General features: G+C 56.2%; 23 protein-coding genes. 11 read left to right on the top strand and 12 right to left on the bottom strand.

Annotated elements, in window-relative coordinates; all coding sequences use genetic code 11:
* The first annotated feature begins 6 nt into the window (after nucleotides 1-6).
* The gene (locus tag WW58_RS13725; RefSeq protein ID WP_022198470.1) at nucleotides 7-639 is read left to right on the top strand and encodes a DUF805 domain-containing protein; all 633 of its coding nucleotides are present in this window, start codon (nucleotides 7-9) and stop codon (nucleotides 637-639) included.
* 31 nt (nucleotides 640-670) lie between these two features.
* Here the strand turns inward: WW58_RS13725 and WW58_RS12390 are convergent, their stop codons facing one another.
* Nucleotides 671-1,636, bottom strand: a complete 966-nt coding sequence (locus WW58_RS12390) for an acyltransferase family protein (protein WP_161994065.1) — start codon at nucleotides 1,634-1,636, stop codon at nucleotides 671-673.
* Here WW58_RS12390 and WW58_RS13720 point away from each other — a divergent pair.
* The gene (locus WW58_RS13720) at nucleotides 1,622-1,903 is read left to right on the top strand and encodes a hypothetical protein (RefSeq protein ID WP_157738224.1); all 282 of its coding nucleotides are present in this window, start codon (nucleotides 1,622-1,624) and stop codon (nucleotides 1,901-1,903) included. The two genes, WW58_RS12390 and WW58_RS13720, sit on opposite strands and share 15 nt — an antisense overlap.
* Nucleotides 1,904-1,991: 88 nt before the next feature.
* On the opposite strand, the gene gcvP is transcribed toward WW58_RS13720, so the two are convergent.
* The 8 genes from gcvP to WW58_RS12350 all read right to left on the bottom strand — a co-directional run bounded on the left by gcvP (nucleotide 1,992) and on the right by WW58_RS12350 (nucleotide 12,366).
* Nucleotides 1,992-4,838, bottom strand: a complete 2,847-nt coding sequence (gene gcvP / locus WW58_RS12385) for an aminomethyl-transferring glycine dehydrogenase (protein WP_046437977.1) — start codon at nucleotides 4,836-4,838, stop codon at nucleotides 1,992-1,994.
* Between the two features lie 95 nt (nucleotides 4,839-4,933).
* The gene (gcvH, locus tag WW58_RS12380) at nucleotides 4,934-5,314 is read right to left on the bottom strand and encodes a glycine cleavage system protein GcvH (RefSeq protein WP_012419500.1); all 381 of its coding nucleotides are present in this window, start codon (nucleotides 5,312-5,314) and stop codon (nucleotides 4,934-4,936) included.
* Nucleotides 5,315-5,384: 70 nt separating this feature from the next.
* A complete protein-coding gene (gene gcvT / locus WW58_RS12375) occupies nucleotides 5,385-6,470 on the bottom strand; it encodes a glycine cleavage system aminomethyltransferase GcvT (protein WP_046437975.1) in 1,086 nt (361 codons plus the stop codon).
* A gap of 75 nt (nucleotides 6,471-6,545) precedes the next feature.
* Nucleotides 6,546-7,667, bottom strand: coding sequence for a redox-regulated ATPase YchF (gene ychF, locus WW58_RS12370; RefSeq protein ID WP_046437973.1), 1,122 nt, complete (start codon nucleotides 7,665-7,667; stop codon nucleotides 6,546-6,548).
* Nucleotides 7,668-7,725: 58 nt separating this feature from the next.
* Nucleotides 7,726-8,649, bottom strand: a complete 924-nt coding sequence (locus tag WW58_RS12365) for a D-alanyl-D-alanine carboxypeptidase family protein (RefSeq protein WP_094139293.1) — start codon at nucleotides 8,647-8,649, stop codon at nucleotides 7,726-7,728.
* 560 nt (nucleotides 8,650-9,209) lie between these two features.
* Nucleotides 9,210-10,337 (bottom strand): DNA-processing protein DprA, encoded by a 1,128-nt coding sequence (dprA, locus tag WW58_RS12360; protein WP_046437971.1) that lies wholly within the window; start codon nucleotides 10,335-10,337, stop codon nucleotides 9,210-9,212.
* Entirely contained in the window at nucleotides 10,334-11,446 is a 1,113-nt protein-coding gene (locus WW58_RS12355) for a glycosyltransferase family 4 protein (protein ID WP_046437970.1), read from the bottom strand. Before WW58_RS12355 ends, dprA begins: the two co-directional genes overlap by 4 nt.
* A complete protein-coding gene (locus tag WW58_RS12350; protein ID WP_046438032.1) occupies nucleotides 11,443-12,366 on the bottom strand; it encodes a mitochondrial fission ELM1 family protein in 924 nt (307 codons plus the stop codon). The genes WW58_RS12355 and WW58_RS12350 overlap by 4 nt, the downstream gene beginning before the upstream one ends.
* A gap of 12 nt (nucleotides 12,367-12,378) precedes the next feature.
* Between WW58_RS12350 and queG the strand changes: the two genes are divergently transcribed.
* From queG to WW58_RS12310, 8 genes are all read left to right on the top strand, one after another.
* Nucleotides 12,379-13,530: a tRNA epoxyqueuosine(34) reductase QueG gene (gene queG / locus WW58_RS12345; RefSeq protein ID WP_102758767.1), complete on the top strand. Its 1,152-nt coding sequence runs from the start codon at nucleotides 12,379-12,381 to the stop codon at nucleotides 13,528-13,530.
* A gap of 118 nt (nucleotides 13,531-13,648) precedes the next feature.
* A complete protein-coding gene (rpsM, locus tag WW58_RS12340) occupies nucleotides 13,649-14,026 on the top strand; it encodes a 30S ribosomal protein S13 (RefSeq protein ID WP_012419492.1) in 378 nt (125 codons plus the stop codon).
* A gap of 32 nt (nucleotides 14,027-14,058) precedes the next feature.
* Nucleotides 14,059-14,610, top strand: a complete 552-nt coding sequence (gene rpsK / locus WW58_RS12335; protein ID WP_022198460.1) for a 30S ribosomal protein S11 — start codon at nucleotides 14,059-14,061, stop codon at nucleotides 14,608-14,610.
* Nucleotides 14,611-14,643: 33 nt separating this feature from the next.
* Nucleotides 14,644-15,255 carry a 30S ribosomal protein S4 gene (gene rpsD / locus WW58_RS12330; RefSeq protein ID WP_022198459.1) on the top strand — a complete coding sequence of 204 codons (612 nt, stop codon included), beginning with the start codon at nucleotides 14,644-14,646 and terminating at the stop codon, nucleotides 15,253-15,255.
* Nucleotides 15,256-15,385: 130 nt separating this feature from the next.
* Complete coding sequence (locus WW58_RS12325; protein WP_046437968.1) at nucleotides 15,386-16,153, top strand: HAD family hydrolase; 768 nt, start codon at nucleotides 15,386-15,388, stop codon at nucleotides 16,151-16,153.
* A gap of 125 nt (nucleotides 16,154-16,278) precedes the next feature.
* Nucleotides 16,279-17,163, top strand: coding sequence for a hypothetical protein (locus WW58_RS12320; RefSeq protein ID WP_046437966.1), 885 nt, complete (start codon nucleotides 16,279-16,281; stop codon nucleotides 17,161-17,163).
* Nucleotides 17,164-17,414: 251 nt separating this feature from the next.
* Nucleotides 17,415-18,233 (top strand): hypothetical protein, encoded by an 819-nt coding sequence (locus tag WW58_RS12315; RefSeq protein ID WP_241653797.1) that lies wholly within the window; start codon nucleotides 17,415-17,417, stop codon nucleotides 18,231-18,233.
* A 122-nt stretch (nucleotides 18,234-18,355) separates the two neighbouring features.
* On the top strand, nucleotides 18,356-19,183 hold the full coding sequence (locus WW58_RS12310) for a hypothetical protein (RefSeq protein ID WP_046437963.1): 828 nt from the start codon (nucleotides 18,356-18,358) through the stop codon (nucleotides 19,181-19,183).
* On the opposite strand, the gene WW58_RS12305 is transcribed toward WW58_RS12310, so the two are convergent.
* Nucleotides 19,171-19,686 (bottom strand): GNAT family N-acetyltransferase, encoded by a 516-nt coding sequence (locus WW58_RS12305; protein WP_215836848.1) that lies wholly within the window; start codon nucleotides 19,684-19,686, stop codon nucleotides 19,171-19,173. The two genes, WW58_RS12310 and WW58_RS12305, sit on opposite strands and share 13 nt — an antisense overlap.
* Complete coding sequence (pyk, locus tag WW58_RS12300; RefSeq protein ID WP_046437962.1) at nucleotides 19,686-21,107, bottom strand: pyruvate kinase; 1,422 nt, start codon at nucleotides 21,105-21,107, stop codon at nucleotides 19,686-19,688. Before pyk ends, WW58_RS12305 begins: the two co-directional genes overlap by 1 nt.
* Nucleotides 21,108-21,219: 112 nt before the next feature.
* Here pyk and WW58_RS12295 point away from each other — a divergent pair, with 112 nt between their 5' ends.
* Entirely contained in the window at nucleotides 21,220-22,464 is a 1,245-nt protein-coding gene (locus WW58_RS12295; protein ID WP_046437961.1) for a competence/damage-inducible protein A, read from the top strand.
* Here the strand turns inward: WW58_RS12295 and WW58_RS12290 are convergent.
* On the bottom strand, nucleotides 22,454-23,074 hold the full coding sequence (locus WW58_RS12290; RefSeq protein WP_046437960.1) for a methyltransferase family protein: 621 nt from the start codon (nucleotides 23,072-23,074) through the stop codon (nucleotides 22,454-22,456). The two genes, WW58_RS12295 and WW58_RS12290, sit on opposite strands and share 11 nt — an antisense overlap.
* Nucleotides 23,075-23,097 lie beyond the last annotated feature (23 nt).

Here is a 23,097-nt window from a genome sequence, read left to right as displayed (position 1 = left end):
GTCCCCATGAGCGATCTGTACGAGTATCAGGCAATTGACGGTTCTTCCAAAGGCCCGGTTGACCTGGTGCTTTTGCTGCGGGCCCGTAACCTCGGCCGCCTGTCCAACCGGACTTTGGTCCGGAAGGTTCCCGGCGGAGACTGGAGGCCTCTGGCCTCTTTTATCCCCTCCATGACTGTTATGGATGATGATGGGGAGCCCTCCGTTCTGCCGGATCCCGGTTCAGAGCCTGGAGGCGCCGACTCCGGCTGGAGCAGGAAGAAGTACTGGATACGCGTCATCAAGGCATGGTGCCGTTTTGAGGGCCGTGCCGGGAAAGGGGAGCTGCACGAGGTTTTTTCCAGAGTGGGGGTTGCGTGGCTGGCCGTGGCGGGAGTCCCCTCTTTTGCGGAATGCGGTTTTTTCCCGTCCCTGGTTCCGTGGGTTGAGCTGGTTTCCCCTCTGCTGTACGTGGTGCTCGCCGTGCTGTCTATTCCGCTGGCGGCTACCATGGTCCGGCGTCTGCATGATGTCGGGAGGAGCGGCTTTTTCCTGGTTTTTCTGGCCGTTCCCTTCATAGGGTGGCTGCTGTTGTGGTATTTATCCCATGGGGAAAGCCGGATTGGAGAAAATAAGTACGGAGATCCCCCTTGGAATTAAGAGGTGTTGGAATCCGGACCTTGTAAAGTTGCTACAAAGTTTTTGACTGCGTTTGCGGATTTGAGGGAATCATCCGGTTAAAAAGTTTTTGCATGGCCATGGCCAGCAGAAGGGAGGAGACCAGCGTCACGATGAATACTACGCTGATGCTTTGGGTTCCATAGAGGTCCCAGCTGAAGTGGTAGCCGAAAATGAATCTGTGATTCAGCCACATAAGTGCGGAATAAGTTCCCAGCAGCGTCAAGAGCGGTGTGAGGCGGAGTTTCCGGGTTATCCAAGGCAGACACCAGAGGGTGAAGAGAAAGATAACCGTCAGGGTTTTGGCTTTTGAAAAACTGAAGAGATGGATGGATAGTATTTCAAGAGCCAGCAACAGGATTGCTCCCAAGCTTTGGGAAATTGAAAGAGCAGAGAGGCGTGAAGCCAGAAAGGCGCACATGTAGCCGAGAATGAAGCAGGGCAGGAAAGGAGGGAAGGAATAGGCGATTCCCGGCAGGCTGGGAATGTGGGCCGTACTTTGAAATAAAAGGGACACTCCCAGCAGAGCTGCCATGGACGGGACAGGCGCAATGTGATGCGTGATCCACGCACAGATTGGATAAAGGGCCATGGTGGCTGCCGCGAAAAGAGCCATGTACCACCAGTCGGGATAACAGGGCCTCAATCCTGTTACGACAAGCAGGCCATTTTTCCAACCCATGTCGGCAACGGATGGCAAAATGGGCAAGGGGAATGCCCAGGAAACCAGAATAGCCAGAAGGAGGCATAAGAAATAAATTTTCCAGAATTTAAAGTAATGGGAAAAGCCTGTTTTAATGAGGGAACCGAAGGTTGGGGATGAATTTGTTTTCCATCCCATAGCGTACCCCGTGATGAAAATAAAAATGGGCACGCAAATTTTAAAGATGGGAGCGGCTTTGGTAAGCTGGGGAGCAATCCATGCCGTATCCACACCTGCGGGTAGAGCGTATAAGCCGAAGACATGATGAAAGATCATGAAGAGAATTCCATACCCTTTGAGGATAGCGGAATCTTCCCTGGAAAAAGAAAGATGCTGTTGAAGGCCAGGAACAGTAAGGGCAGAGAAAAAGCTCATCTGAGACGTAGCTCAACGGATTTCCAATCCGAAAGAGCAAACATATCCAGAAAACAATTAAGCCCAAAAGCAATATGGGTTGAAAAAGAAAAAAGGAACATTTCTCCCACCCCGCTTTTCCTCCCCTTTCATTTTGATGACCCATTTGTTCTCAAAATAGAGTGTTGACTTCGGATTGGAAATCCGATTCTTGAACATAAGAAAAAGGCTGCTCCAAATGAATGGAACAGCCTTTTTGAAAGGAAGGATGAGATTTTTATAACTCTACGGCCTTGGAGAATTCCTCCACCGTGTCGCAGGTGCAGACCAGATTGCGGTCTCCGTACACATTATCCACCCGGCCTACATACGGCCAGAATTTGTGAATAAGGAGACCGGAGACCGGATAAGCCGCTTCACTGCGGGAGTAGGGGTGCCGCCATTCGTCGGCGGAGACCATTTCTGCGGTATGGGGCGAGTTTTTCAGGACGTTGTCTTCCTTGTCTGCCGTACCGTTGATAATGGCCGTGATTTCCGCATGAATGCGTTCCATGGCTTCAATGAAGCGGTCCAGTTCTTTTTTGGGTTCCGATTCCGTCGGCTCCACCATCAGGGTGCCCGGAACGGGGAAGGACATGGTGGGGCCGTGGAAGCCGTAGTCCATGAGCCTTTTGGCAATGTCATCCACCGTGAGGCCGGCGTCATGAGTGAGCTGGCGCGGATCCAGAATGCATTCATGCGCCACCAGCCCCTTGTTGCCGGAGTAGAGAACCGGGAAGAGATGTCCGAGTTTCTTGGCAATGTAGTTGGCGTTAAGGATGGCCATTTCCGTGGCTTCCCTGAGGCCGTCCGGCCCCATCATGGAGAGGTACATCCAGCAGATGGCGGCGATGGAGGCGCTTCCCCACGCCGCAGACGCTACGGCCCCTTCTTCATGGCCCAGCGTGAGGTGCCCGGGCAGGAAGGGTACGAGGTGTTCCGCTACGCCGATGGGCCCGATGCCGGGACCGCCGCCGCCGTGCGGCATGGCAAAGGTTTTATGCAGGTTCAGGTGGCAGACGTCCGCGCCAATGCAGCCGGGGCAAGTCAGACCTACCTGGGCATTCATGTTGGCGCCGTCCATGTACACCTGGCCGCCATTGGCATGGACGATGTCGCAGAGTTCCTTGATTGTCTGTTCATATACCCCGTGCGTGGAGGGGTACGTGACCATGATGCAGGAGAGATTGTCCTTATGGGCTTCCGCCTGGGATTTCAGGTCTGCCATGTCGATGTTGCCTCTTTCGTCGCATTTGACGGGCACCACCTTGAGGCCGGCCATGGCGGAGGATGCGGGATTTGTTCCGTGGGCGGAGGTGGGAATGAGGCAGACATTGCGGTGGCCTTCTCCGGCGTGCTTCTGGTAGCGGCGGATGGCCAGTAGCCCGGCATATTCCCCTGCGGCGCCGGCGTTGGGCTGGAGGGATACGGCGGCAAAGCCGGTGATTTTCGCCAGACGGTCGGACAGGACGGAGAGCATTTCCCGGATGCCTTCCGACTGGTCCGCCGGAACAAAGGGATGCAGGGAGTTGGCTTCCGGCCACGTGATGGGAATCATTTCAGAGGCGGCGTTCAGCTTCATCGTGCAGGAGCCCAGAGGGATCATGGCTTCATTTAGAGCCAGGTCCCGGGATTCCAGGCGGCGGATGTAGCGCATCATTTCCGTTTCGGAATGGTAGGAGTTGAAAGCCTTTTCCGTGCAGAAAGGCGTCTGGCGCGTGTGGACGGGATCCCAGGCAGGAGCGTCGCAATCGCAGGCAGCGGATGTTTCCGCACCTGCAAGGGCGGAGGCCAGTGCCGCTATATCCGCACAGGTTGCGGTTTCATCCAGAGAGATGGCTGCGTGGTCGGCATCCACCCTGCGGATGTTGTACCCGGCTTCCAGGGCTTTTTGCACCATGGCGTCCGCTTGTCCGGGAACGGACAGCAGCAGGGTGTCAAAGAAGTTTTTGTTTTTAATGGCGATGCCGGCTTCCGTGAGCGCCTTGTACAGGCTTTTGGTTTTCAAGTGGATTTCCGTGCCGATGCGTTTGAGGCCTTCCTGTCCGTGGTATACGGCGTAAAAGGCGGCAAGCACGGCCAGGAGCACCTGGGCGGTGCAGATGTTGGAGGTCGCCTTGTCGCGGCGAATATGCTGTTCCCTCGTTTGCAGGGCCAGGCGGTAGGCCGGGCGGCCCAGGGTATCTATGGACATGCCGATAAGGCGGCCGGGCATGCGGCGTTTGAGAGCGTCCGTGCAGGACATGTAGGCGGCATGGGGGCCGCCGAAGCCCATTGGGATGCCGAAGCGCTGCGTGTTGCCGATGCAGATATCGGCTCCGAAGGCGCCGGGTTCCCGGATGACGGTAAGGGCCATGAGATCCGCCGCCACGACGCAGAGCGCGCCCGTGGCATGCACGCGGGAAAAGAAGTCCGTGTAGTCGCAGATGCGGCCGAGCGTGTCCGGATATTGGACAAGCACTCCGGCCAGATCCGCACCGATGGATGCGGGGTCAAAGGATGAGCAATCTCCCACGATGATGTTAACGCCCTGGAAGGCGGCGCGGGTACGGATGACGCTGATGGTCTGGGGATGGCAGGTGTCCGCCACAAAGAAGGTGTTTGCTTTGGGGCGCGCGTTCCGGCACATGGTGACGGCTTCTGCTGCTGCGGTGCCTTCATCCAGCAGGGAGGCGTTCGCTACCGGCAGCCCTGTCAGGGAAGAGACCATGGTCTGGAAATTCATGAGCATTTCCAGCCGTCCCTGGGCGATTTCCGGTTGATAAGGGGTGTAGGCCGTGTACCAGCCGGGGTTCTCCAGTACATTGCGGAGGATGACGGAGGGAGTGATGGTGCCGTAATAGCCCTGGCCAATGAAGGTTTTCAGGAGCTTGTTTTTCCGCAGAATGGAACGGAGTTCCTCCAGGGCTTCCGTTTCCGATTTGGCTGCGGGCAGGTCCAGCGGGGCCTTCATGCGGATATCTGCGGGGACGATGTCCGCAATGAGTTCGTCAAGCGTCCGGTAGCCGAGGCTGTCAAGCATTTCCCGGCGTTCTTCCCCCTGGGGGCCGATGTGCCGGCTGGCAAAATCTGAGTGGGTATTCATGTGGTATCTCTGGCTGGTAATAGCGTCCGGCCGCGGGACGGGCCAAACAAAATGCCCCGGGATGGAATCACCGGGGCGGGGGAGGAAAGAATGGTTCAGGAGCAGTATTCCTCGTAATCCGTGGCGTTCATCATATCTTCCGTTTCCGTGGGAACGTCCAGGCGGATTTTGTACAGCCAGCCTGCGCCGTAGGGGTCGGAGTTAATGAGGGAGGGGTCATTGGAAAGCTCTTCATTCACTTCCAGGATTTCTCCTGAAACGGGGGTGTACACGTCGCTGGCGGCTTTGACAGATTCCACGACGGCGACGGGGTCGCCGGCCGCGACGGTGGCGCCTACTTCGGGAAGGTCTACAAAGACGACATCGGAGAGTTCGGCCTGGGCATGGTCTGAAATGCCGATGGTGCCGATGTCCCCGTCAATTTCAATCCATTCGTGATCCTTGGAATACAGCAGATTTTCTGGTACGTCGTGCATAAGATGTAATTGTTTGAAGTGAGAGTGTAGTAAAATGAGGTGTTTGTCAGTTTATTTTTGCGCCGTCGTGTCAGCCTTTTTTATAAAAGGGTTTTTTTACGACCACGGCCGGAAATTTCCTTCCCCTTACGTCAATTTCCAGCTCCGTGCCGACCTTGGCATGGGCGGCAGGCAGGTAGGCCAGGGCAATACCCTTCATCAGCGAAGGAGAGAGCACGCCGCTGGTAAGTTCTCCGATGGCTTCTCCGCCGGGGACGTGAACGGCATAATGGGCGCGGGGAGGGGCTCCCTTGCCGGTGTATTCAATAGCCGCCAGCCGCTGGCTGAGACCGTTGGCTTTTTGTTCCCGGAGGATATCGGAACCGATGAAATCCGTATCCAGCGCGCAGAAGAAGCCGAGCCCGGCTTCCAGAGGCGTCTTGTCCGGAGAGAGGTCGGAGCCGTTCAGAGGATAGCACATTTCCAGACGCAGACTGTCGCGGGCGCCCAGGCCGCAGGGTTTGGCTCCTGCTCCAAGAAAGGCTTCAAACCATTTGACGCCTTCCTTAGCCGGGCAGAAGAATTCAAAACCATCTTCCCCGGTATAGCCGGTGCGGCAGACAATGAGATCCGTCCCTTCCGCCGAGATGCGGGAAATTCCATTGCGGGGGGGAAGTTCCACACCGGGGATGACGCGGGAGAATACTTCTCCGCATTCGGGACCTTGAACAGCCAGCCCCACGTATTCGTCGGAGTGGTTTTCCAGGGTTACGCCTGCAGGTTGATGGGCGGAAAGCCATGCGAAGTCTTCATCAATCTTGGAGGCGTTCACCACTACGAAGAAGGTTTCCGGTTCCATCCGGTACAGGATAAGGTCGTCAATGACTCCGGCTCTGTCATTGAGCATGACGGAGTATTGCCCCTGCCCTACATTCAATTTGTTGATGTCATTGGTCAGCATGGAGTTCAGCCAGGCCGCGGCAGAATCGCCGGCTACCGTGAACTGCCCCATGTGGGAGATGTCAAAGATGCCGCAGGTTTCGCGCACTGCTTTGTGTTCGTCCAGAATGCCGGTGTACTGCACCGGCATATTCCAGCCGGCAAAAGGAACCATTCTGGCTCCCAGTTCAACGTGTTTAGCTGCCAGGGGGGTGGATTTGACGTCTGTATCAGTCATGAGGCGATGTGAAGGTTGTGAGCAATCTGCTCCTTATATCAGTAAAAGTCAATGGAATTCCGGTAACGCTTCCGTCTAGACATTGAAGCGGAATTCGATAACGTCCCCGTCTTTGACGACATATTCTTTTCCTTCGATGCGCAGCTTGCCGTGTTCCCTCGCTCCGGCCTTGCCGCCACAGGAAACCAGGTCGTCGTAGTGCACTACCTCTGCGGCGATAAAACCGCGTTCAAAGTCCGTGTGGATAACGCCGGCCGCCTGAGGTGCTTTTGCCCCGGACGGAATGGTCCAGGCCCGCGTTTCCTTGATTCCCGTGGTGAGGTAGGTGCGCAGGCCCAGAAGGTGGTACACGGCCCGGATGAGGTCGGAAACGCCGGAATCCCGCACGCCCAGGGATTCCAGAAATTCGCGGGATTCTTCCTCCGAGACGTCGATGAGTTCCTCTTCAATCCGGGCAGAGATGACAATGGCTTCCGCGTTGTGGTGTTCCGCTACGTATTTTTTCACCTGGGAGACGTAGGGATGGGCGTCCGGGTTGGAGATGGCGTCCGCCAGTTCGTCTTCATTGACATTGCAGGCGAAAATGCTTTTTTTATCCGAAAGCAGCTGGAAGGAATGGAGCAGCTTGCGTTCATCGTCGTCCAGCTGCGGTTCAAGGGTGAGGGCGGGATTGCCTTCGTTCAGGTGGGGCAGGAGTTTGGTGATGAGGGCCACTTCGGCCTTGGCTTCCTTGTCGCCGCTGCGTGCCTTGCGTTCGCGGGAAGAGAGTCTCTTTTCCATGGTGGCGATATCCGCCAGAATGAGTTCCGAGTTGATGATGTCAATGTCGCGCAGAGGATTCACGGAACCGAGTTCATGAATGATATCATCATTGTCAAAGCAGCGGACTACCTGCACGATGGCGTCCACTTCACGAATGTTCGCCAGAAACTGGTTGCCCAGGCCGGCGCCTTCCGAGGCGCCCTTGACCAGGCCGGCAATATCCACGAATTCAATAAGCGTGGGGATGATTTTTTCAGAACCGGACATGTCGGAAAGAACCTGCAGGCGGGGATCCGGGACTGTTACCATACCCACGTTCGGGTCAATGGTGCAGAAGGGATAGTTGGCCGCCTGGGCCTTGCGCGTCCGGGTGACCGCATTGAATAGAGTGGATTTGCCGACGTTGGGGAGACCTACAATACCTGCCTGTAACATAGGCAGGACTGATAGCGGGTCACGCCGTGAAAGTCAAATACCAATTGCCGACGGGCATTTATACGGCGTATCCCAGAGCCCATCTGATCAGGTTTTCCGATTCCGTCCAGATACGGGACGGATGGCAGCCGAGGACGACGACGATGACATGGCGCCCGTTGACGCCGGCTGAGGAAACCAGGCAGCGTCCGGCGGCGTTCGTGTATCCAGTTTTCATCCCGGTAACCCAGGGGTTCTGGGTGAGCAGCTTGTTGGTGTTTCTCAACAGAAGCGTTCTGCCGTTGGCGCGGGTAAAGGCATATTGGCGTTTGCAGATAATATTGCGCAGTTCCGGGTTGCGGTACACGTAATAGGCGCAGCGGGCCATGTCAATGGCAGTGGAATATTGATCTGCCGGGAGGCCGTTGGGATTGGCGAAGCGTGAGTTGTACATGCCCATCTGCCGGGCTTTGGCATTCATCAACTGGGCGAAACGGGGAACGGAACCCGCCGTATCGCGGGCCAGCGCCAGGGCTACGTCGTTGAAACTGCGGATCATCATGGCATTGAGCAGTTCGCGGCGTGAATAGACTTCCCCCGCCCGGAATCCCAGTTTGGTGGGGTCCGCCTTGGTATCGGAAGGCTGGATGACCACTTTTTTGTCCAGGCTGCCGTGTTCCATCACGACCATGGCTGTCACGAGTTTCTGCGTGCTGGCTACCTGGCGGTGCTGGAGGCCGTTGTGGGAAAAGAGCACTTTGCCGGTAAGGGCGTCCATGACGCAGGCACTGGCGCAGCGGGGCGTGCGCGGGGCGCTTGAGGGGATGGCTACAGGGCGTGTGGGGAAATTGGCCGGTCGGGGGAGGGCATGGGAAACCGGCTGGGAGAGTTGTGGGGGAACGGGCGTTGCGAGGGGGATGTAGTCACTTGAATCCCCGTACGATTGGCAGCTTGTGGAGCTCAGGCAAAGGGAGAATCCTGCAAGAAGGGCGAATAAACGCATGTCTTGTTGCTACAGTAAGAAGTTTCGTTCATCAAGCCCAAACTCCGCATTTGAAAGAGAGCCGGACGAAAAAGGCCGCGGATCGGATAATCCGCGGCCTTTTTTCTCTATTAACTACCTATGGAACCAAAAACCACCCTGAACGGATTTTGAATTGCTTTTTCCATCCGTCGGACAGATCTTGTGAAGGATGAGACTCCAGACAGGAGAGATGCGTTCAAAATATGTTCGTCAACAGTTCTTTTTAAGAGGTGTTGCCGTATGCGCCCGAGCCTGTGTCCCGTAAATATAGCAGAGATTTTTTCCGAACATATTTTGTTTTTCGCGGGCATGTAAATTTTGCCGCAGACATTTAAAATGCCGGGGATGTCCTGACGATATATTTAATTTTTGGAATAAAATTATTGAAGGAGAGGATTTGGTGACTGTTTTAAGACGTTTTTTTGCATCCGGATGGAAAGGTTTTTATACGGGAGATGGACGGCGCTCCCTTCCGGTTCCATGGTCAGGGAGAGGAGGCCCGGACCTGGCGTTTTCCCCGGCGGAAAAGCGGAATCTTCCTAAAGTTCCCTGCTGTTAATGGAGAAATACCCTCCAGCGTCCGGAGTAATTTGCCCTGCAATTTGCATTTTGGCCAAAAGCGGGGTGATAGTATGCGCCGCTTTTCCCAGAGAGGTGCAGAGGGTGTCAATAGTATTGAAACCCAGTCTGATGGCGTGGAGAATCTCCTTTTCTTCCAAAGTGGGAAGCGGTGGGGGTGAGGCTCCGGAAGGGGGACATGGCGAGAAGAGAGGCAGTCCCTGTTCCGGAACGGCCCAGTTCATGTCCTGCAGAATATCGGAGGCTCCGGTAGCCAGGATGGCTCCGTCCCGGATGAGGGCATGGCATCCGTCGGAAGAATGCCGGTCAACCGGTCCGGGAATGCAAAAAACGTCTCGGCCCTGTTCGGCCGCCGTTCGGGCCGTGATCAAGGCTCCGCTGCGTCCGGACGCCTCCACCACCAGCGTAGCGCAGCTCCAGCCGCTCACGATGCGGTTGCGCATGGGAAAAGTGGTGCGGGAAGGGGGCAAGTCCATCGGGAACTCGGAGACTACCGCTCCATGCCCGTCCGCAATGCGCTGCGCCAAATTTCTGTTTTCCCGAGGATACAGTTTGTTGAGTCCTGCTCCGATAACGGCGATGGTGCGCCCCTCCGCGTCCATGGCCCCGGTATGGGCTTCCGTGTCCACGCCGCGCGCCAGTCCGGAAATGACGGTGACTCCGGCTTCCGCCAGGTCATGGGAGATGTTTCTGGCGCAAAGCCTGCCGTAATGGGTGGCCATCCGTGAGCCGACGACGGCAATGGAGCGTTCGGCATCCGTTCCGGTCCAGTTTCCCCAGGAGTAGAGGACAATGGGCGGGTCTGGGAGAGCACGCAGGGAGGATGGGTAGGAGTCGTCAAAAACCGTGGTTACCGCGGCCCCCGCGTTATCCGCCAGTTCCAGTTCCCTGTACGGGTTGACGGTACTCCGCCAAGAGGAAATGCGGCAAGCCAGCTGCGCCCCCACGCCGGGAATTTCCATCAACAGGGAGGAAGGGGATTCCAGAATCAGTTCCGGAGAGGCGAATACCTGCAGGAGACGCATGATTCTGACAGGGCCCAGGCCCGGTATCAGGTTCAGGGCTATGGCTGCTTCCCGGGGTGTCATGAATAAGGGGTCAGTTCCTGGTAAACGTCCAGATGGGCTTGAATCATATCCTGCATATTGTAAGGGGAAGGAATTTGCCGGGGCAGGGGGGGGGGCTGGGCATGCCAGCGGGCCAGCAGGTCCGCCATGGCGGCGGTATTTCCTACGGCGACGTTCCCTTCAGGAAGGAAGGCGTCCAGCTGTTCCTTGACTCCGCCGTGAGCGTATCCGGCCACGGGCTTGCCCAGGGCGAGCGCCTCCAGGGTTGATTTGCCGAAGGCTTCCGGGCTTTTGGTCAGGGAGAGGGTGACGGAACATGTGGAAAGGATTTCCCTTAGATCCTGGCGATGGCCTGTCCAGGTGAAGGACTGGGAGACGCCGGAACGTTCTATTGCCCGCAGGACCTCGTTTTTATATTCTTCTTTTCCCTTCTTTGCTTCTCCTACAATGACGGCGTGGGCCGGAATTCCCTGTTCCAGAAGCTGCCTGACGACCGGAATCAGATCCAGATGCCCTTTCAGGCGCGTGATGCGGCCCGGCAGGCACAGGGTGAATTTCCCCTTCAGTTCAGGATAGGACATGAACCAGCCCGTGAGCCATTCCCGGGAGGGGGAGTAGGCCGGGTGATATTGGTCCGGGGAAATAGCATTGGGTATGATTCTGATATGGTCCGGAGGGGTGGACGGATAATGGTCAAGGATGTAGTCCCTGATGCAGTTGGAGACGGCGATCACCCTCTCTCCCCGGCTCATGATGGCGGAGTACCGATTGACGGAGTAGAAGCCGTGAACGCTGGTGACGAGGCCGGGACGGTCTTCCGGCGGGAGCTTTTTCCATGCCAAGTAGCCTGCCCACGCAGGAACGCGGGAATGGAGATGCAGGATATCCGGTCTGACGGCCTGAAGCAGGGCGCGGAGGGCCCCGATGCGGAAGAGAGTGGAGATGCTTTTTTTGCCTATCGGCATCAGGATGTGGCGGGAGCCTTCCTTTTCCAGACGGGGCACCAGGCGTCCGCCTCCGGAAACGACGATATTTTCCACGCCCCGGGAAGAAAGGCCGCTGCCCAGTTCCATAACGACTTGTTCCACGCCTCCGGATTCCATGGAGGGGACGAGATGTACTATTTTCATAAGGCGCGGAGCTGAGGGAAAAATCTGGAGAGGATGTAGTCTGCTGCACGGTCCGCTTCCAGAAGCGGGGAACCGGGAGCCGTCAGGCGGAAGTTCTGTTTTTTCCAGTCACTGTATCCAGTAACCATGCCTTCCTTTTCCAGTGTCTCCAGGCCGGACAGGATGCGGGATTTGCGGCTGCCATGTCGGCGCGGTACGGAAAGGATGCCTACAGGAGCGCCGGAGCCAAGAGCCTCATATACCATGGAGACGCTGTCCTGGCTGACCCAGGCGGCGGAGGCGTGCGCCAGATGCCGGGCTACCCACCCCGGCCGGGTTTCCTCCACGGGAACAACGGTTAGTTCCGGAACGGCCGTCCGGATTTTTTCCGCAAAGCCGTCCGGCGTCCGGCGCGAGGTGGTCAGAACGAGGTCTCCGGGGGTGTGGATGCTGATGGACGCGAGCTGGTTGAGCATGCTTTCGTCATCCCAGTCAAAATCTTTGCTGGGTCCTCCTATGAGAATCAGTGTGGTATCCTTTGGTACGGAAGTATCCGGTCTCATGGGGTGGAGAGCTCCCTGGGTAGGGAAGATATTCGTATCCGTGTAATCGCGGCCGGAATCCAGGTCATGGCGGGGAATAAGGCAGAGGTCGAAAAAGGAGCAGGGAAGCGTGGGCTTCATGCAGAGGATGGCCCGGGTTTTGAAATGGTGCCGCGCGCAGATGAGCGGGATATGCGTTGCATGTCCGGCGGAAATGAACAGATCCGGCCGTGGAATGTCGCTGCCTGAGACGACCTTCCGGATTTTCCCCAAAAGGGAAAGCCCCTGCAGGTTCACCGTTTCCACAGTTCCCCCCGCTTTGGAGATCAGAGCTTGCGCCAGCCCCAGGGACTGGTTGAGGTGGCCCTGTTTCCCATCGCTCAGAATCCGGATGTTCATATATGCGGCATTATGAAGCGGCGGCGGGGTGCAGGCAATCCAATTTCCACCGGACAGAAGAAAATTCTTGGTGGGAGGCACGCTCTTGTTCATGATTCCGGCGTGCTGACTCCGGATTCCTCTGTTATTAAAGATTCCTTGTGCGCCGTGTCCCGGCAGCTTGGTTTTTCCGGCTGCCGGGTGGCCCGTGCGGAAAAAAGCCCGCATGCGGAAAAATTGTTTCAATGGCTGGAGCGCGGATGGCACGCCGGGATGGAGTGGATGGCGCGTTCCCCGGAGCGGCGCACGGATCCTGCGGAAGTGCTTCTCGGATGCCGTTCCGTCATCTGCCTGTCCTATGATTATGACAGCCCCGGTAGGCGTCCGGAGGGGGAGGGAAGCATTTGCCTTTACGCCCATGGAAAGGATTACCACGGAATTCTGGAGGAAAAACTGGCGGATTTGCAGGAGCTGCTTTCCATTTACGGCGGGAAGCAGAAGGGGTATGTGGACTCCGGCCCCGTTATGGAACGGGACCATGCGGAGGCCTGCGGCCTGGGCTGGCGCGGGAAAAGCGGTCTGATCGTGCGCAGGAAAGGGGGCTCCCGCTTTTTTATCGCTACCCTGCTGACTACGCTGGAACTGGAACCGGATGCTCCGGTTTCAAACGGATGCGGCAGTTGCTGCCGTTGTGCGGCCCTGTGTCCGACGGGCGCAATTATGGGAAACGGTCAGGTTGATGCCGGACGCTGCCTTTCCTACTGGACGATTGAACACCGGGGGGCTATTCCGGAAGAAATCCGTCCCCTGATAGGCACGCGCCTGTACGGGTGCGATACCTGCGTGACGGTCTGTCCCTGGAACGGTAAGCCTTTGCCGGATGTTGACGAACGGTTCCGCATGTCCCGTCTGCTGGCTTCCATTCCCCTGCGCGGTCTTCTTTCCCTGGATGCCGGCGGTTTTGCGGCCCTGTTCCGGAATTCCCCGTTGAAAAGGCTCAAGAGGGAAGGGCTGCTGCGTAACGGCTGCGTTGTGCTGGGGAATGCGGGGACTCCGGATGACATTGATTTTCTGAAGGCGCTTTACGGGGAGTCTCCTCTGGTGGAGGAACACGCTTCCTGGGCTGTGGAGCGCATCCTCCGCCGCTACGGGCGGCATGCATCTTCAAGCGGTGCAAGAGATTAAAAATAGAAAAAATGATGTTTTGGTCTTGTCAAAACCTCAATTTATGGTATCCATCTTGCCCCAAGCAATAGCTCTGCGCGAGGCAGAGAAAAATAACAGCTAGCAAATCCAATCCATTATGGCACGCCTTTTCGGTACAGAAATACCCAACGAGAAGCGCATCGAGGCTTCCCTTCCGTATATTTACGGAATTGGTCGCTCGACTTCTAAGAGAATCCTGGAACAAGCAGGCATCAATCCCGACATCCGCACGGGACAGCTTACCGACGAACAGCTCACGAAGATTGTTCAAGTAATCACCACTGACGGCATTTTGATTGAAGGTGACCTTCGTCGTGAAAAGCAATCCATTCTCAAGCGTCTGACCTCCATTAACTGCTATCGTGGTCAGCGCCACCGCCGCGGCCTTCCGGTACGCGGCCAGCGTACCCGTACGAATGCCCGCACCCGTAAAGGCAAGAAGAAGACTGTTGGCGCGCAGGCCAAGAAGAAGTAATCCGCCAATCTGAATTTTAATATAGCTTTACTATGGCTAGCGAAGAAATCACCAACGAAACCGCCGAACAGCCTGTGGAAGCGGCAACTCCCGCTCCCGTCGCTGAAACTCCGGCCGCCGCTGTTTCCGCTCCTGAAGAAATCAAGAAGCCCGAACCCCGCAAGGACATCTTTGCGGAACTTGGTCTGGGCGGCGATGACGACAAGCCCAAAATCCTGAAGGCCAAGGGCAGCAAAAACGTTTCCACGGGCGTGGTTCACGTTTCCTCCACGTTCAACAACACCGTCGTGACTGTGACCGACCAGCGCGGCAATGTCATCGGCTGGTCCTCCGCCGGCAAGATGGGCTTTAAGGGTTCCCGCAAGAGCACGGCTTATGCCGGGCAGGTGGTGTGCCAGGACGCCTGCCGCCAGGCCATGGGCCACGGCTTGCGTGAAGTGGAAGTGCGTGTGAAGGGCCCCGGTTCCGGTCGTGAATCCGCTGTACGTGCCGTGCAGACGATCGGTATTGAAATCACCTCCATCAAGGACGTGACTCCCATTCCCCACAACGGCTGCCGTCCTCCGAAGGCCCGCCGTGTCTAATTGAGAATCCTTTACCTATAGATCTAATATATCATGGCTCGTTATACCGGTCCCCGCGATAAAGTGTCCCGCCGTTTTGGCGTTGCCCTTTTCGGTTCCACCAAGGCTCTTGAAAAGCGCCCCTTCCCTCCCGGCCAGCATGGCATGCGCGCCGGCCGCAAGAAGAAATCCGACTATGGCGTGATGCTTGCTGAAAAACAGAAGCTGCGTTTCCAGTACGGTGTGCTTGAAGGCCAGTTCCGCAAGTATTATGCAGAAGCCGCCCGCCGCCGCGGCATTACCGGCGATATTCTGCTTCAGCTCCTTGAGCTTCGTCTGGACAATGTTGTGTACCGCCTCGGTTTCAGCAACACCCGCGCCGGAGCCCGTCAGCTCGTTTCCCACGGCCACATCACCGTGAACGGCAAAAAGACGAACATTGCGTCCTACTCCTGCCGTCCGGGCGATGTCATTGCCGTTGGCGGCAAGGCTTCCTCCCAGCAGCTGGTTACCCGTTCCCTTGACCTGACTCAGGCTACTGTGGTTCCGGATTGGCTGGAATGCGACCGTGACAAGCTCACGGGCAAGATTGCCCGCGTGCCTTCCAAGGAAGAGATTGCTCCCATCGTCAACGAGCAGCTCATCGTGGAATTCTACTCCCGTTAATCTTTATTTCCTTCTGGATTTGCTTCAAAACCCCGGTTGCTTTTCGGCGGCCGGGGTTTTGGGCATTCAGGGGGGAGTAATGGAAGAGTTGGCTGTTGAGAGTTAAGGGAAGCGGATATAAGATGAAAGCATGACGGACGATTGGAAAAAAAGAGGCGCAGCGCTTTTCGATATGGACGGAACGCTCCTTCCCTGGGATACGCAATATGTTTTTTCCTGTTTTGTGGTGAGGCGCCATCCTTGGAGACGCTTGCTGATTTTTCTTTTCCTGGCCTGTATCCCGCTCTATATTTTGAGAATATGGGATGAGAACCGGATGAAGAGGGCTTATCTCATGTATTTGTGGGGGCTTCCCGCTGAAACGGTGCGGGAATATGGACGGAAGTTTGCCGAGATGGCGCAGGAATGGATTTATCCGGAGCTGAAGGAGCGGCTGGCAGAGTATCGGAAGAAGGGGTATTTGTGTCTCATGGTTTCCGCTTCTCCATCATTTTACGTGAAGCCTCTGGGTGAACTGCTGGGATTTGACGAAATTCTGGGAACGGATGTGCTTCTGGAGGAACGCATGCCGGCAATGCCGAAACTGCCGAACGGTAATAATAAGGGGGCGGTGAAGGTGGAACGTCTGCGGGAGCGGAATGTACTGCCGGAACATGGTGTTCTGGAAAACGCCGTTGCCTACAGCGACAGTGCCGCGGATTTGCCCATGCTGCTTTCCTGCAGGCGGAGGGTTTTGGTGAATCCTTCTCCTGCCCTGAAAGAAGACAGGCTTCTGGATGGTGCGGAGTGTCTGTATCCAGCAAGGCCTTGGAAGGGAAGGTTTGGCAAGATATGGAGAATTGGATTTTTTGTCATGGGGCTGGTGGATGTAAATAATGTGAAATCAATGACTTGCTGATTTATCAAGAGAAAATTCTTTACTTTTGTGACGAAAATGTTTCACTTTTCTTAACAAGGGGGGAAAAAGCATTTTTCTTTCCATGTTAGCAAATCAACAATTAATACCCTAACCAAGTAATAGTCATGCAAACCAAGAACATCATCAGTGTTGCGGCAGTTGTGGCATCCTTTGCCGGAGCTGCTCTTGCGGGTACTCCCGTCAAGATTGTTGCTCCGACTCCGGTTCCCGCTCCTGTGGCGACTTCCAGCCCGCTGTCCGGCGATATTTACGCCGGCTACGCTTCCAATTACACCTGCCGCGGCATTGTGGCTTCCCACGCGTTGGCGGAAGGGGATAGCGTCATCCCCGCCGGTGTCAATCTGAATTACAAGCTGTGCGATGCCAACTCCATTGTGGCTTCCGCTTCTTATACGACCTTGACTTCAGGCCACCATCTCATGGGGGACAGGGATACTTCCTTCCACAATGAGACCAATTTCAACCTTGGCTGGCAGAATAAGGACGGTTTGCTGAAGAACCTGTCCACGACGCTTGGCTGGAACCTGATTCACGGCGGTTTGCTGGGCAGCTTTGCCAAGTATGACCATGCTCATTCCGTCACGCAGGAATTTTACCTGAATCTGAATTACGATCTGACTCAGAGCTGGTTTGCCGGCGTAACCACGAGCTATGCCTTCCAGGGCATGACCGGCTGGTGGTTCCAACCTTATGTTGGCTACAAGGCCGCTCTCTGCCCCGTCACGGACATTGTCGTGACGGCCGGGATGTCTGCCACGTCCAGCTATTTTGGCGCTGCGTTCGAGCAGGCCAATGGCGCTCAGGCCTGGTGGGTGAAAGCTGAACTTCCGGTGAAGCTGGGAGTGAAGAACCTGTCCCTTGTTCCCTTCGTCAGCTTCAACTGGGCCGGCTGCGGCGCGTTGAAGGTCAATAAGGGCCTGGATAAGGGAGACAAGCCTTACAAGAACTTCGGCGTAGTGGCTGGAGCCAGCCTTGTCTATTCTTTCTAAGCCATCCGGCCTGCGATTGAATTATATTTTCAGGTGCGGCGGAGAAATCCGCCGCGCTTTTTTTAATTGCTGGCGGCGTATCGTTTTTTATGAACTCCGTTTTTTGCAATGCGCCGATATCCAGATTGTCATTTGAAGCGTGATGATGCAATTCAGAAATATCATTGGTATTGCGGGGGGTGCCGTTTTTTTTTGCCGTTTCCGCTTTTGCGGAAATTTCCGTTAAAACTGTTTCTCCGGTTTCTGTTCCCGTGGAACAGGACTGTCCTTTGTCCGGGGAAGTTGATGCCGGGTATGCTTCCAATTACACCTGCCGCGGCATTGTGGCTTCTCATTCACTGACGGAAGGAGATGGAATTATTCCTGCCAGTGTGGATTTGAATTATAAATTGGATGATTGTAATTCCGTTGTTGGGGCGGCATCTTGTACGTTCCTGATTTCAGGACACCACATGGCAGGGGAAAGAGATTTCTCTTTTCATAACGAGACCGATTTTCTTTTTGGATGGAAGAACCGGGATGGTTTACTGAAGAACCTGTCCACGACGCTTGGCTGGAACCTGATTCACGGCGGCCTGCTTGGGAATTTTGCCAGGTATGATTATAACGCCACCTGGATGAGTGATGAAGATGTGTATATAAGGAATACCCATTCCGTCATTCAGGAATTTTATCTGACGCTGGATTACGGTTTGCCCGGAAACTGGTTTGCCGGCGTAACCATGAGCTATGCCTTCCAGGGCATGACCGGCTGGTGGTTCCGGCCGCATGTGGGGCATCAGGCAGCTATCTGCTCCGACATCGATTTTGTATTGAGCGCCGGGATGTCTGCCACTTCCTCTTATTTTGACAATAAATCCCTTTTTATGTCCAACGGTTCCCAGGCCTGGTGGCTGAAGGCTGAACTTCCGGTGAAACTGGGTGCCAAGAACCTGTCTCTCGTTCCCTTCGTCAGCTTCAACTGGGCCGGAGAGGGCGCCTTGAAGGCCAACCGAGGTTCGGACAGGGGCGACAAGCCTTATAAGAATTTCGGAGTAGTAGCCGGGGCTGGTCTCGTTTATTCTTTCTGAAGTTGGCAGCAGGCAGGCCTGAATGATGTTTCCTGAAGCAGAGCAGAAAACAGCGGCGTTTTTGCTTGTTGCCAAGAGGAGTTTTTTTATCCAGAATACTTTCCGCACGGCATTTCGATGTTATGAATTTCTTTTTTTCTTTTCTCTTTGGAGCGGGCATCGTCTCTGTCGCTTCCATGGCCGTTTCTTCGGCGGAATCACGCATTCCGGAGGTTCCTTCCGCTCCTGCTTTAAGACCGGTCAGCGGCAGTATCAAAGCCGGGTATTCCACTAATTACGAGTTCAGGGGGCTGATTCCCGCGGGCTGTAATCCTACGGCTCCTTTGCGGCTGGATTGGAGAAGCGATTTGAATGACCGGTATTCCCTGATTCTGGCTTTGAAGGAGGAGATTTTACTGGGGCATCCGGCGGCGGATATAGAGAATGAGACGATGGTGGATCTTGGTCTTCAGCGGAAGTTCGGAAAAGCTACGTATGCGGCATTATCCTTTCGTGCGAATGACGGCGGATTGGCGGGGTTTGCTTCCGAACGTTTGTTCGGCAATGGGGGAACAACGTATGAAGCGGCGCTGATCATGCGCCATGATGTGGGATTCCTTCCCGGTTTTTATGCGCAGGGAAGTGCCGCATATTCCTTTTACGGAATCACGGGCTGGTGGTTTGACATGTGTACGGGATCGGATTTCCGGATGACGGAAAACCTTTATATGGGTTTTAAATTCGGCGCCGTGTTGAGTTCTTCCTATTGGCCTTCCAGCAGCAATGGCTGGCAGTCTCTCTATTTCAGGGTGACGGCGAATTACCGTCTGTTCGGGAATGTTTTTATAGAGCCTTTCGTTGGCCTGCACTGGCTCGGCAAGGGTTCCCACGGGGTGAACCGCGTGTATGGAAGAACGCTGGTAAAGGGCAATAGCTGGGTGACGGGAGTCAGCGTGGTTTATACTTTTTGAGCAGCATGATGCGCTCCTTCTTTCCGAAGGGAGAGGTCCGCACGCATGCGGATCATGTCAATACATTGCACGCCATTGTCCCAGACGGGTTCCGGATAGTTGTCCGTGAAGTGGTTGTTGATAACGCCAGAAATCTGGAATCCGCAGCTTTCATAGAGAGCCATTGGCCCCGGAGATGCATCGGACGTTCCCACTTCCGCATACCGGCCCCCTTTGTTTCTGATGATGTCCAGGGCGTGCCGCACTAGGGCTGTTCCGCAATGCTGCCTTCTATATTCAGGAGCTACGGAGCAATTCATGATTTCCCATGTATGTTCCCTCGTCTGACGGATAACAATGACTCCGGCGGCAGTCCCGCAGTTTTTTGCGACGTAAAGTTCGCCGTGGGCCAGATGATCCGCTATCCGGCGTTCGTCCGGATCCGCATCCAGCAGAAGTTCCCTGAGGGGGGCGGGCGGGGGCCACACGGCCATCTCCCGCTCTATAGGAAAGGTGCAGGCCATTATTCCACGCGCATGAAGATGATGGAGTCCGCCAGCAGTTCCCCTTGCAGGCTGTCCCCCTGGATGACGACAGGCTGGCCGGAGGAGATCAGCCCTTTTTCTTTCAGCAGGTCCAGGGCGGTGGAGATCATGCGGGCCGGATCTTTCAGGAAGGGTGATTCAAAGGCGGTTACGTCACGCGCCAGGGCGAGTTGCCTGACAACGACAGGGTCATTGCTGAAGGCGAAAATGGCAGCCCGTTCCGGCCTGAGGACGGCTGCCTGCGTGGCGGCCAGGCCGCGGCGGGTAAAGACGATCAGACAGGCGTTTTCCACGGAGTCCGCCAGGGAGATGGCTGCCTTGGTGGCTTTCTGGCGGTCTCCGTTCAGGATGGCGGATGCCGCGAAGTTGAGATTGCCGGAGCACTCCATGCGGTGGGCGATGGAATCCAGCACTTCCACACAGCGTACGGGGTAATGGCCCACGGAGGTTTCTCCGGAAAGCATGACGGCATCCACTTGTTCAAAGATGGCGTTGGAAACGTCCGTGACTTCCGCACGGGTAGGGGTGGGCTGGGTTATCATGGATTCCAGCATATGCGTTGCCACGATGCAGCGGCGTCCCAGCCTGTGGCAATGGCGGACGATGCGGCGCTGGATGATGGGCAGTTCTTCAATGCTGACTTCAATGCCCAGGTCTCCGCGCGCGACCATGATAACGTCTGCGGCCAGGATGATATCGTCAATGTGGCGGACAGCCTGCTGGTCTTCAATTTTTGCGACGATCTGGGCCTTGCCTCCCAAGTTGTCGATGTGTTCCCGGAGCTGGGCAATATGGGCGGCATCCCGGACGAAGGACATGGCTACGTAGTCCGTCTCGCATTCTACGGCCACGGCCAGGTCCGCCAAGTCTTTTTCCGTCAGGGCCGGGAGCCGCAGCGCTACGCCGGGAAGGTTGATGTGGCGGCGGGAGCCGAATACGCCTTCCGTGAGCACGTCGCAGATGAGCCTGTCCGGGCGCACTTCCGCAATGCGCATGAGGATGCCTCCGTTATCCACCACCATGGTATGGCCCGCCTGAACATCCTGCAGGAGGCCGTCATAGTTTACCGTGGTGGAAAAAGGAAGTTCCGGCTTGGCTGTGCCCAGGCGGATTTCCACGGTGTCTCCCTTTTTCAAATGGTAGGGTTCCATCAGATCTCCCGTGCGAATGGAAGGCCCCTGGAGGTCAAAGAGGATAGCTACGTTCGCTTTCAGTTCCGCTGCTTTCCGGCGGATGCGGAAGACGACTTCCCGGACCCAGTCGTGTTTGGAATGGCTCATGTTGAGCCGGAAGACGTTGGCTCCGGCTTCAATAAGCTGGCCCAGCATGTCGGAAGTGTCTGTTGCTGGTCCAATAGTACAGATGATTTTGGTGGCCCGGGGCCGGGAAGGTGTGTTCATGGTCTTTGTCAGTGCCCCTAATGTATCTTACGGGGCGTTTAAATGAAGTTTTTTATGATACATGGCAGGATTGTTGCATGTCACGGAGCGCTTGAGGGAGCATACTGGCTGCATGAAACAGATCAGGGTTGAATTGATCAACACCGGGACGGAAATTTTGCTGGGGAGTATTGTGAATACAAATGCCGCATGGCTGGGCAACAGATTATTTGAGGCAGGGTTCCGCGTGGGGAGGGTAACCGTAGTGCCTGACGGGTACGCTATTAACGAGGCCATGAGGGAGAGCGCCCGGCGCGCAGATATCGTGATTGTAAGCGGGGGACTGGGGCCGACGAGCGATGATGTGACCCGGGAAGCCCTGTGCGACGTTTGCGGCGTGGACATGCACCGTGACGAGCATGTGGCGGAGTGGCTGAAGAGTTATTTTAAACGGAGGGGGATTCCCATTGCGGAGTGTAATTTCAAGCAGGCCATGGTTCCGGATGGCGCCGCGGTGCTGGAGAATTCCAACGGGACGGCGCCCGGACTGGTGATGCCTGCCAGCGGTTCCCTTCCCATGTTCATCCTGTTGCCGGGGCCGCCGGCGGAGTTGAAGCCGATGGTGGAACATTCCGTGATGCCGCTTCTGGAAGATTTGGCGGATGAGGATATTTCTCATTTGCGCGTGTTCCGCCTGGTAGGGATAGGGGAGAGCGATCTCCAAGAGCTGGTGGATGATTCCCTGCACCAGGTGGAGGGTCTGGAGGTGGCGTATTGCGCGCGCGTCGGGGAAGTGGACGTGCGCCTGGTGGGCAGTGAGGTGGCTTTGAAACAGGGAGAGGCCCGTTTGCGCATTCTGGCCGGGGCGTATGTGCTGGCTCCTGTGGGGGCATCCCTGGAGAAAGCGGTTGTGTGCCATCTGGCGCAGCAGGGTCTGAAGGCGGCGACGGCGGAGAGCTGCACCGGCGGCCTGATTGCCAAGAGGATTACGGATGTGCCGGGGGCCTCCGGGGTTTTTGAATGCGGGTGGGTTACTTATGCCGACCGGGCAAAGACGGAGATGCTGGGCGTGCCGGAGGAGGTCCTGAAGCGTTGCGGGGCTGTGAGCGAGCCCGTGGTTAAAGCGATGGCGGAAGGAGCCCTGGAACGCTCCGGAGCCGATGTCGCTGTCGCCGTCAGCGGCATCGCGGGCCCCGGGGGCGGTACGCCGGAAAAGCCTGTGGGGACCGTATGGCTTGCCTGGGCTTTCCGGGGGGGGAAGACGCGGACGGAGATGATGCTTTATCCGCGGGACCGCGCATCTTTCCGTAAGATGGTTTCCCAACGGGCGCTTGCGGGGCTTCTGGATGCCAGGAGAAAAGAGCCTGTTACGGAATGAGGAACCACACGGGAAGCATTCCGGCTTCATGAAGTCCGCTGATGAATTCAAAGATGCCGATGAACCAGATGAACCACAGCGCATCCACAATGTTGTGCGTGAATGTGGCGGGATTGACGGAGTAGGCGGCAGGCGGCGGTTTAAGCCGTGAGAGGGAGGGAATGAAGGAGGGAACGTTCCTGCAATAGTTCCGGTAGGCGTCTCCGAAAAGGGCGGTGAGTCTTTCCTGTTCCTTTCTGATGACGGACGGGTAGTAGATTCCGAACGCCAGCGCCGTAAGCAGGGGGATGGTGAAGGTCTCCGTAGCGCAGGATACTCCTATGCTGCCAACGAAGCTGAAGAAATAGAGCGGGTTGCGGCACATGGAGTATGGCCCGTCAGTAACCAGGACGTTGTTTTTATAGCCCGCAATGTAGAGGGAACACCAGATGCGCCCGAAGGCGCCTATGCCGGCCATGAAGCAGGCCAGGAGCATGAGGCTTTCTTCAATGAGCGGAGACGTTTCCCAGCGGGACTCCCCGAAGAGCAGGGAACAGCCGATAGCCAGACCGAAAATCAGAGAGATGAGTGTGCGGAAACGTTCGTTGAGTGATTTTGCGTGGGTTTGCATGGCGTCGAACGGGAGATAATGGA

This window comes from Akkermansia sp. UNK.MGS-1 (assembly GCF_000980515.1).
Classification (GTDB): Bacteria; Verrucomicrobiota; Verrucomicrobiia; order Verrucomicrobiales; family Akkermansiaceae; genus Akkermansia; species Akkermansia muciniphila.
Note: the sequence above shows the minus strand (reverse complement) of the source record. Positions and strands in the feature narration are given on the sequence as shown.

Bases quoted from the DNA above. Each gene is read 5' to 3' on its own strand.
- WW58_RS13725 (WP_022198470.1), top strand. From the start codon at position 7: ATGAGCGATCTGTACGAGTATCAGGCAATTGACGGTTCTTCCAAAGGC.
- WW58_RS13720 (WP_157738224.1), top strand. From the start codon at position 1,622: ATGATGAAAGATCATGAAGAGAATTCCATACCCTTTGAGGATAGCGGA.
- WW58_RS12390 (WP_161994065.1), bottom strand. From the start codon at position 1,636: ATGATCTTTCATCATGTCTTCGGCTTATACGCTCTACCCGCAGGTGTG.
- gcvP (WP_046437977.1), bottom strand. From the start codon at position 4,838: ATGAATACCCACTCAGATTTTGCCAGCCGGCACATCGGCCCCCAGGGG.
- gcvH (WP_012419500.1), bottom strand. From the start codon at position 5,314: ATGCACGACGTACCAGAAAATCTGCTGTATTCCAAGGATCACGAATGG.
- gcvT (WP_046437975.1), bottom strand. From the start codon at position 6,470: ATGACTGATACAGACGTCAAATCCACCCCCCTGGCAGCTAAACACGTT.
- ychF (WP_046437973.1), bottom strand. From the start codon at position 7,667: ATGTTACAGGCAGGTATTGTAGGTCTCCCCAACGTCGGCAAATCCACT.
- WW58_RS12365 (WP_094139293.1), bottom strand. From the start codon at position 8,649: ATGCGTTTATTCGCCCTTCTTGCAGGATTCTCCCTTTGCCTGAGCTCC.
- dprA (WP_046437971.1), bottom strand. From the start codon at position 10,337: ATGACACCCCGGGAAGCAGCCATAGCCCTGAACCTGATACCGGGCCTG.
- WW58_RS12355 (WP_046437970.1), bottom strand. From the start codon at position 11,446: ATGAAAATAGTACATCTCGTCCCCTCCATGGAATCCGGAGGCGTGGAA.
- WW58_RS12350 (WP_046438032.1), bottom strand. From the start codon at position 12,366: ATGAACATCCGGATTCTGAGCGATGGGAAACAGGGCCACCTCAACCAG.
- queG (WP_102758767.1), top strand. From the start codon at position 12,379: ATGAAGCGGCGGCGGGGTGCAGGCAATCCAATTTCCACCGGACAGAAG.
- rpsM (WP_012419492.1), top strand. From the start codon at position 13,649: ATGGCACGCCTTTTCGGTACAGAAATACCCAACGAGAAGCGCATCGAG.
- rpsK (WP_022198460.1), top strand. From the start codon at position 14,059: ATGGCTAGCGAAGAAATCACCAACGAAACCGCCGAACAGCCTGTGGAA.
- rpsD (WP_022198459.1), top strand. From the start codon at position 14,644: ATGGCTCGTTATACCGGTCCCCGCGATAAAGTGTCCCGCCGTTTTGGC.
- WW58_RS12325 (WP_046437968.1), top strand. From the start codon at position 15,386: ATGACGGACGATTGGAAAAAAAGAGGCGCAGCGCTTTTCGATATGGAC.
- WW58_RS12320 (WP_046437966.1), top strand. From the start codon at position 16,279: ATGCAAACCAAGAACATCATCAGTGTTGCGGCAGTTGTGGCATCCTTT.
- WW58_RS12310 (WP_046437963.1), top strand. From the start codon at position 18,356: ATGAATTTCTTTTTTTCTTTTCTCTTTGGAGCGGGCATCGTCTCTGTC.
- WW58_RS12305 (WP_215836848.1), bottom strand. From the start codon at position 19,686: ATGGCCTGCACCTTTCCTATAGAGCGGGAGATGGCCGTGTGGCCCCCG.
- pyk (WP_046437962.1), bottom strand. From the start codon at position 21,107: ATGAACACACCTTCCCGGCCCCGGGCCACCAAAATCATCTGTACTATT.
- WW58_RS12295 (WP_046437961.1), top strand. From the start codon at position 21,220: ATGAAACAGATCAGGGTTGAATTGATCAACACCGGGACGGAAATTTTG.
- WW58_RS12290 (WP_046437960.1), bottom strand. From the start codon at position 23,074: ATGCAAACCCACGCAAAATCACTCAACGAACGTTTCCGCACACTCATC.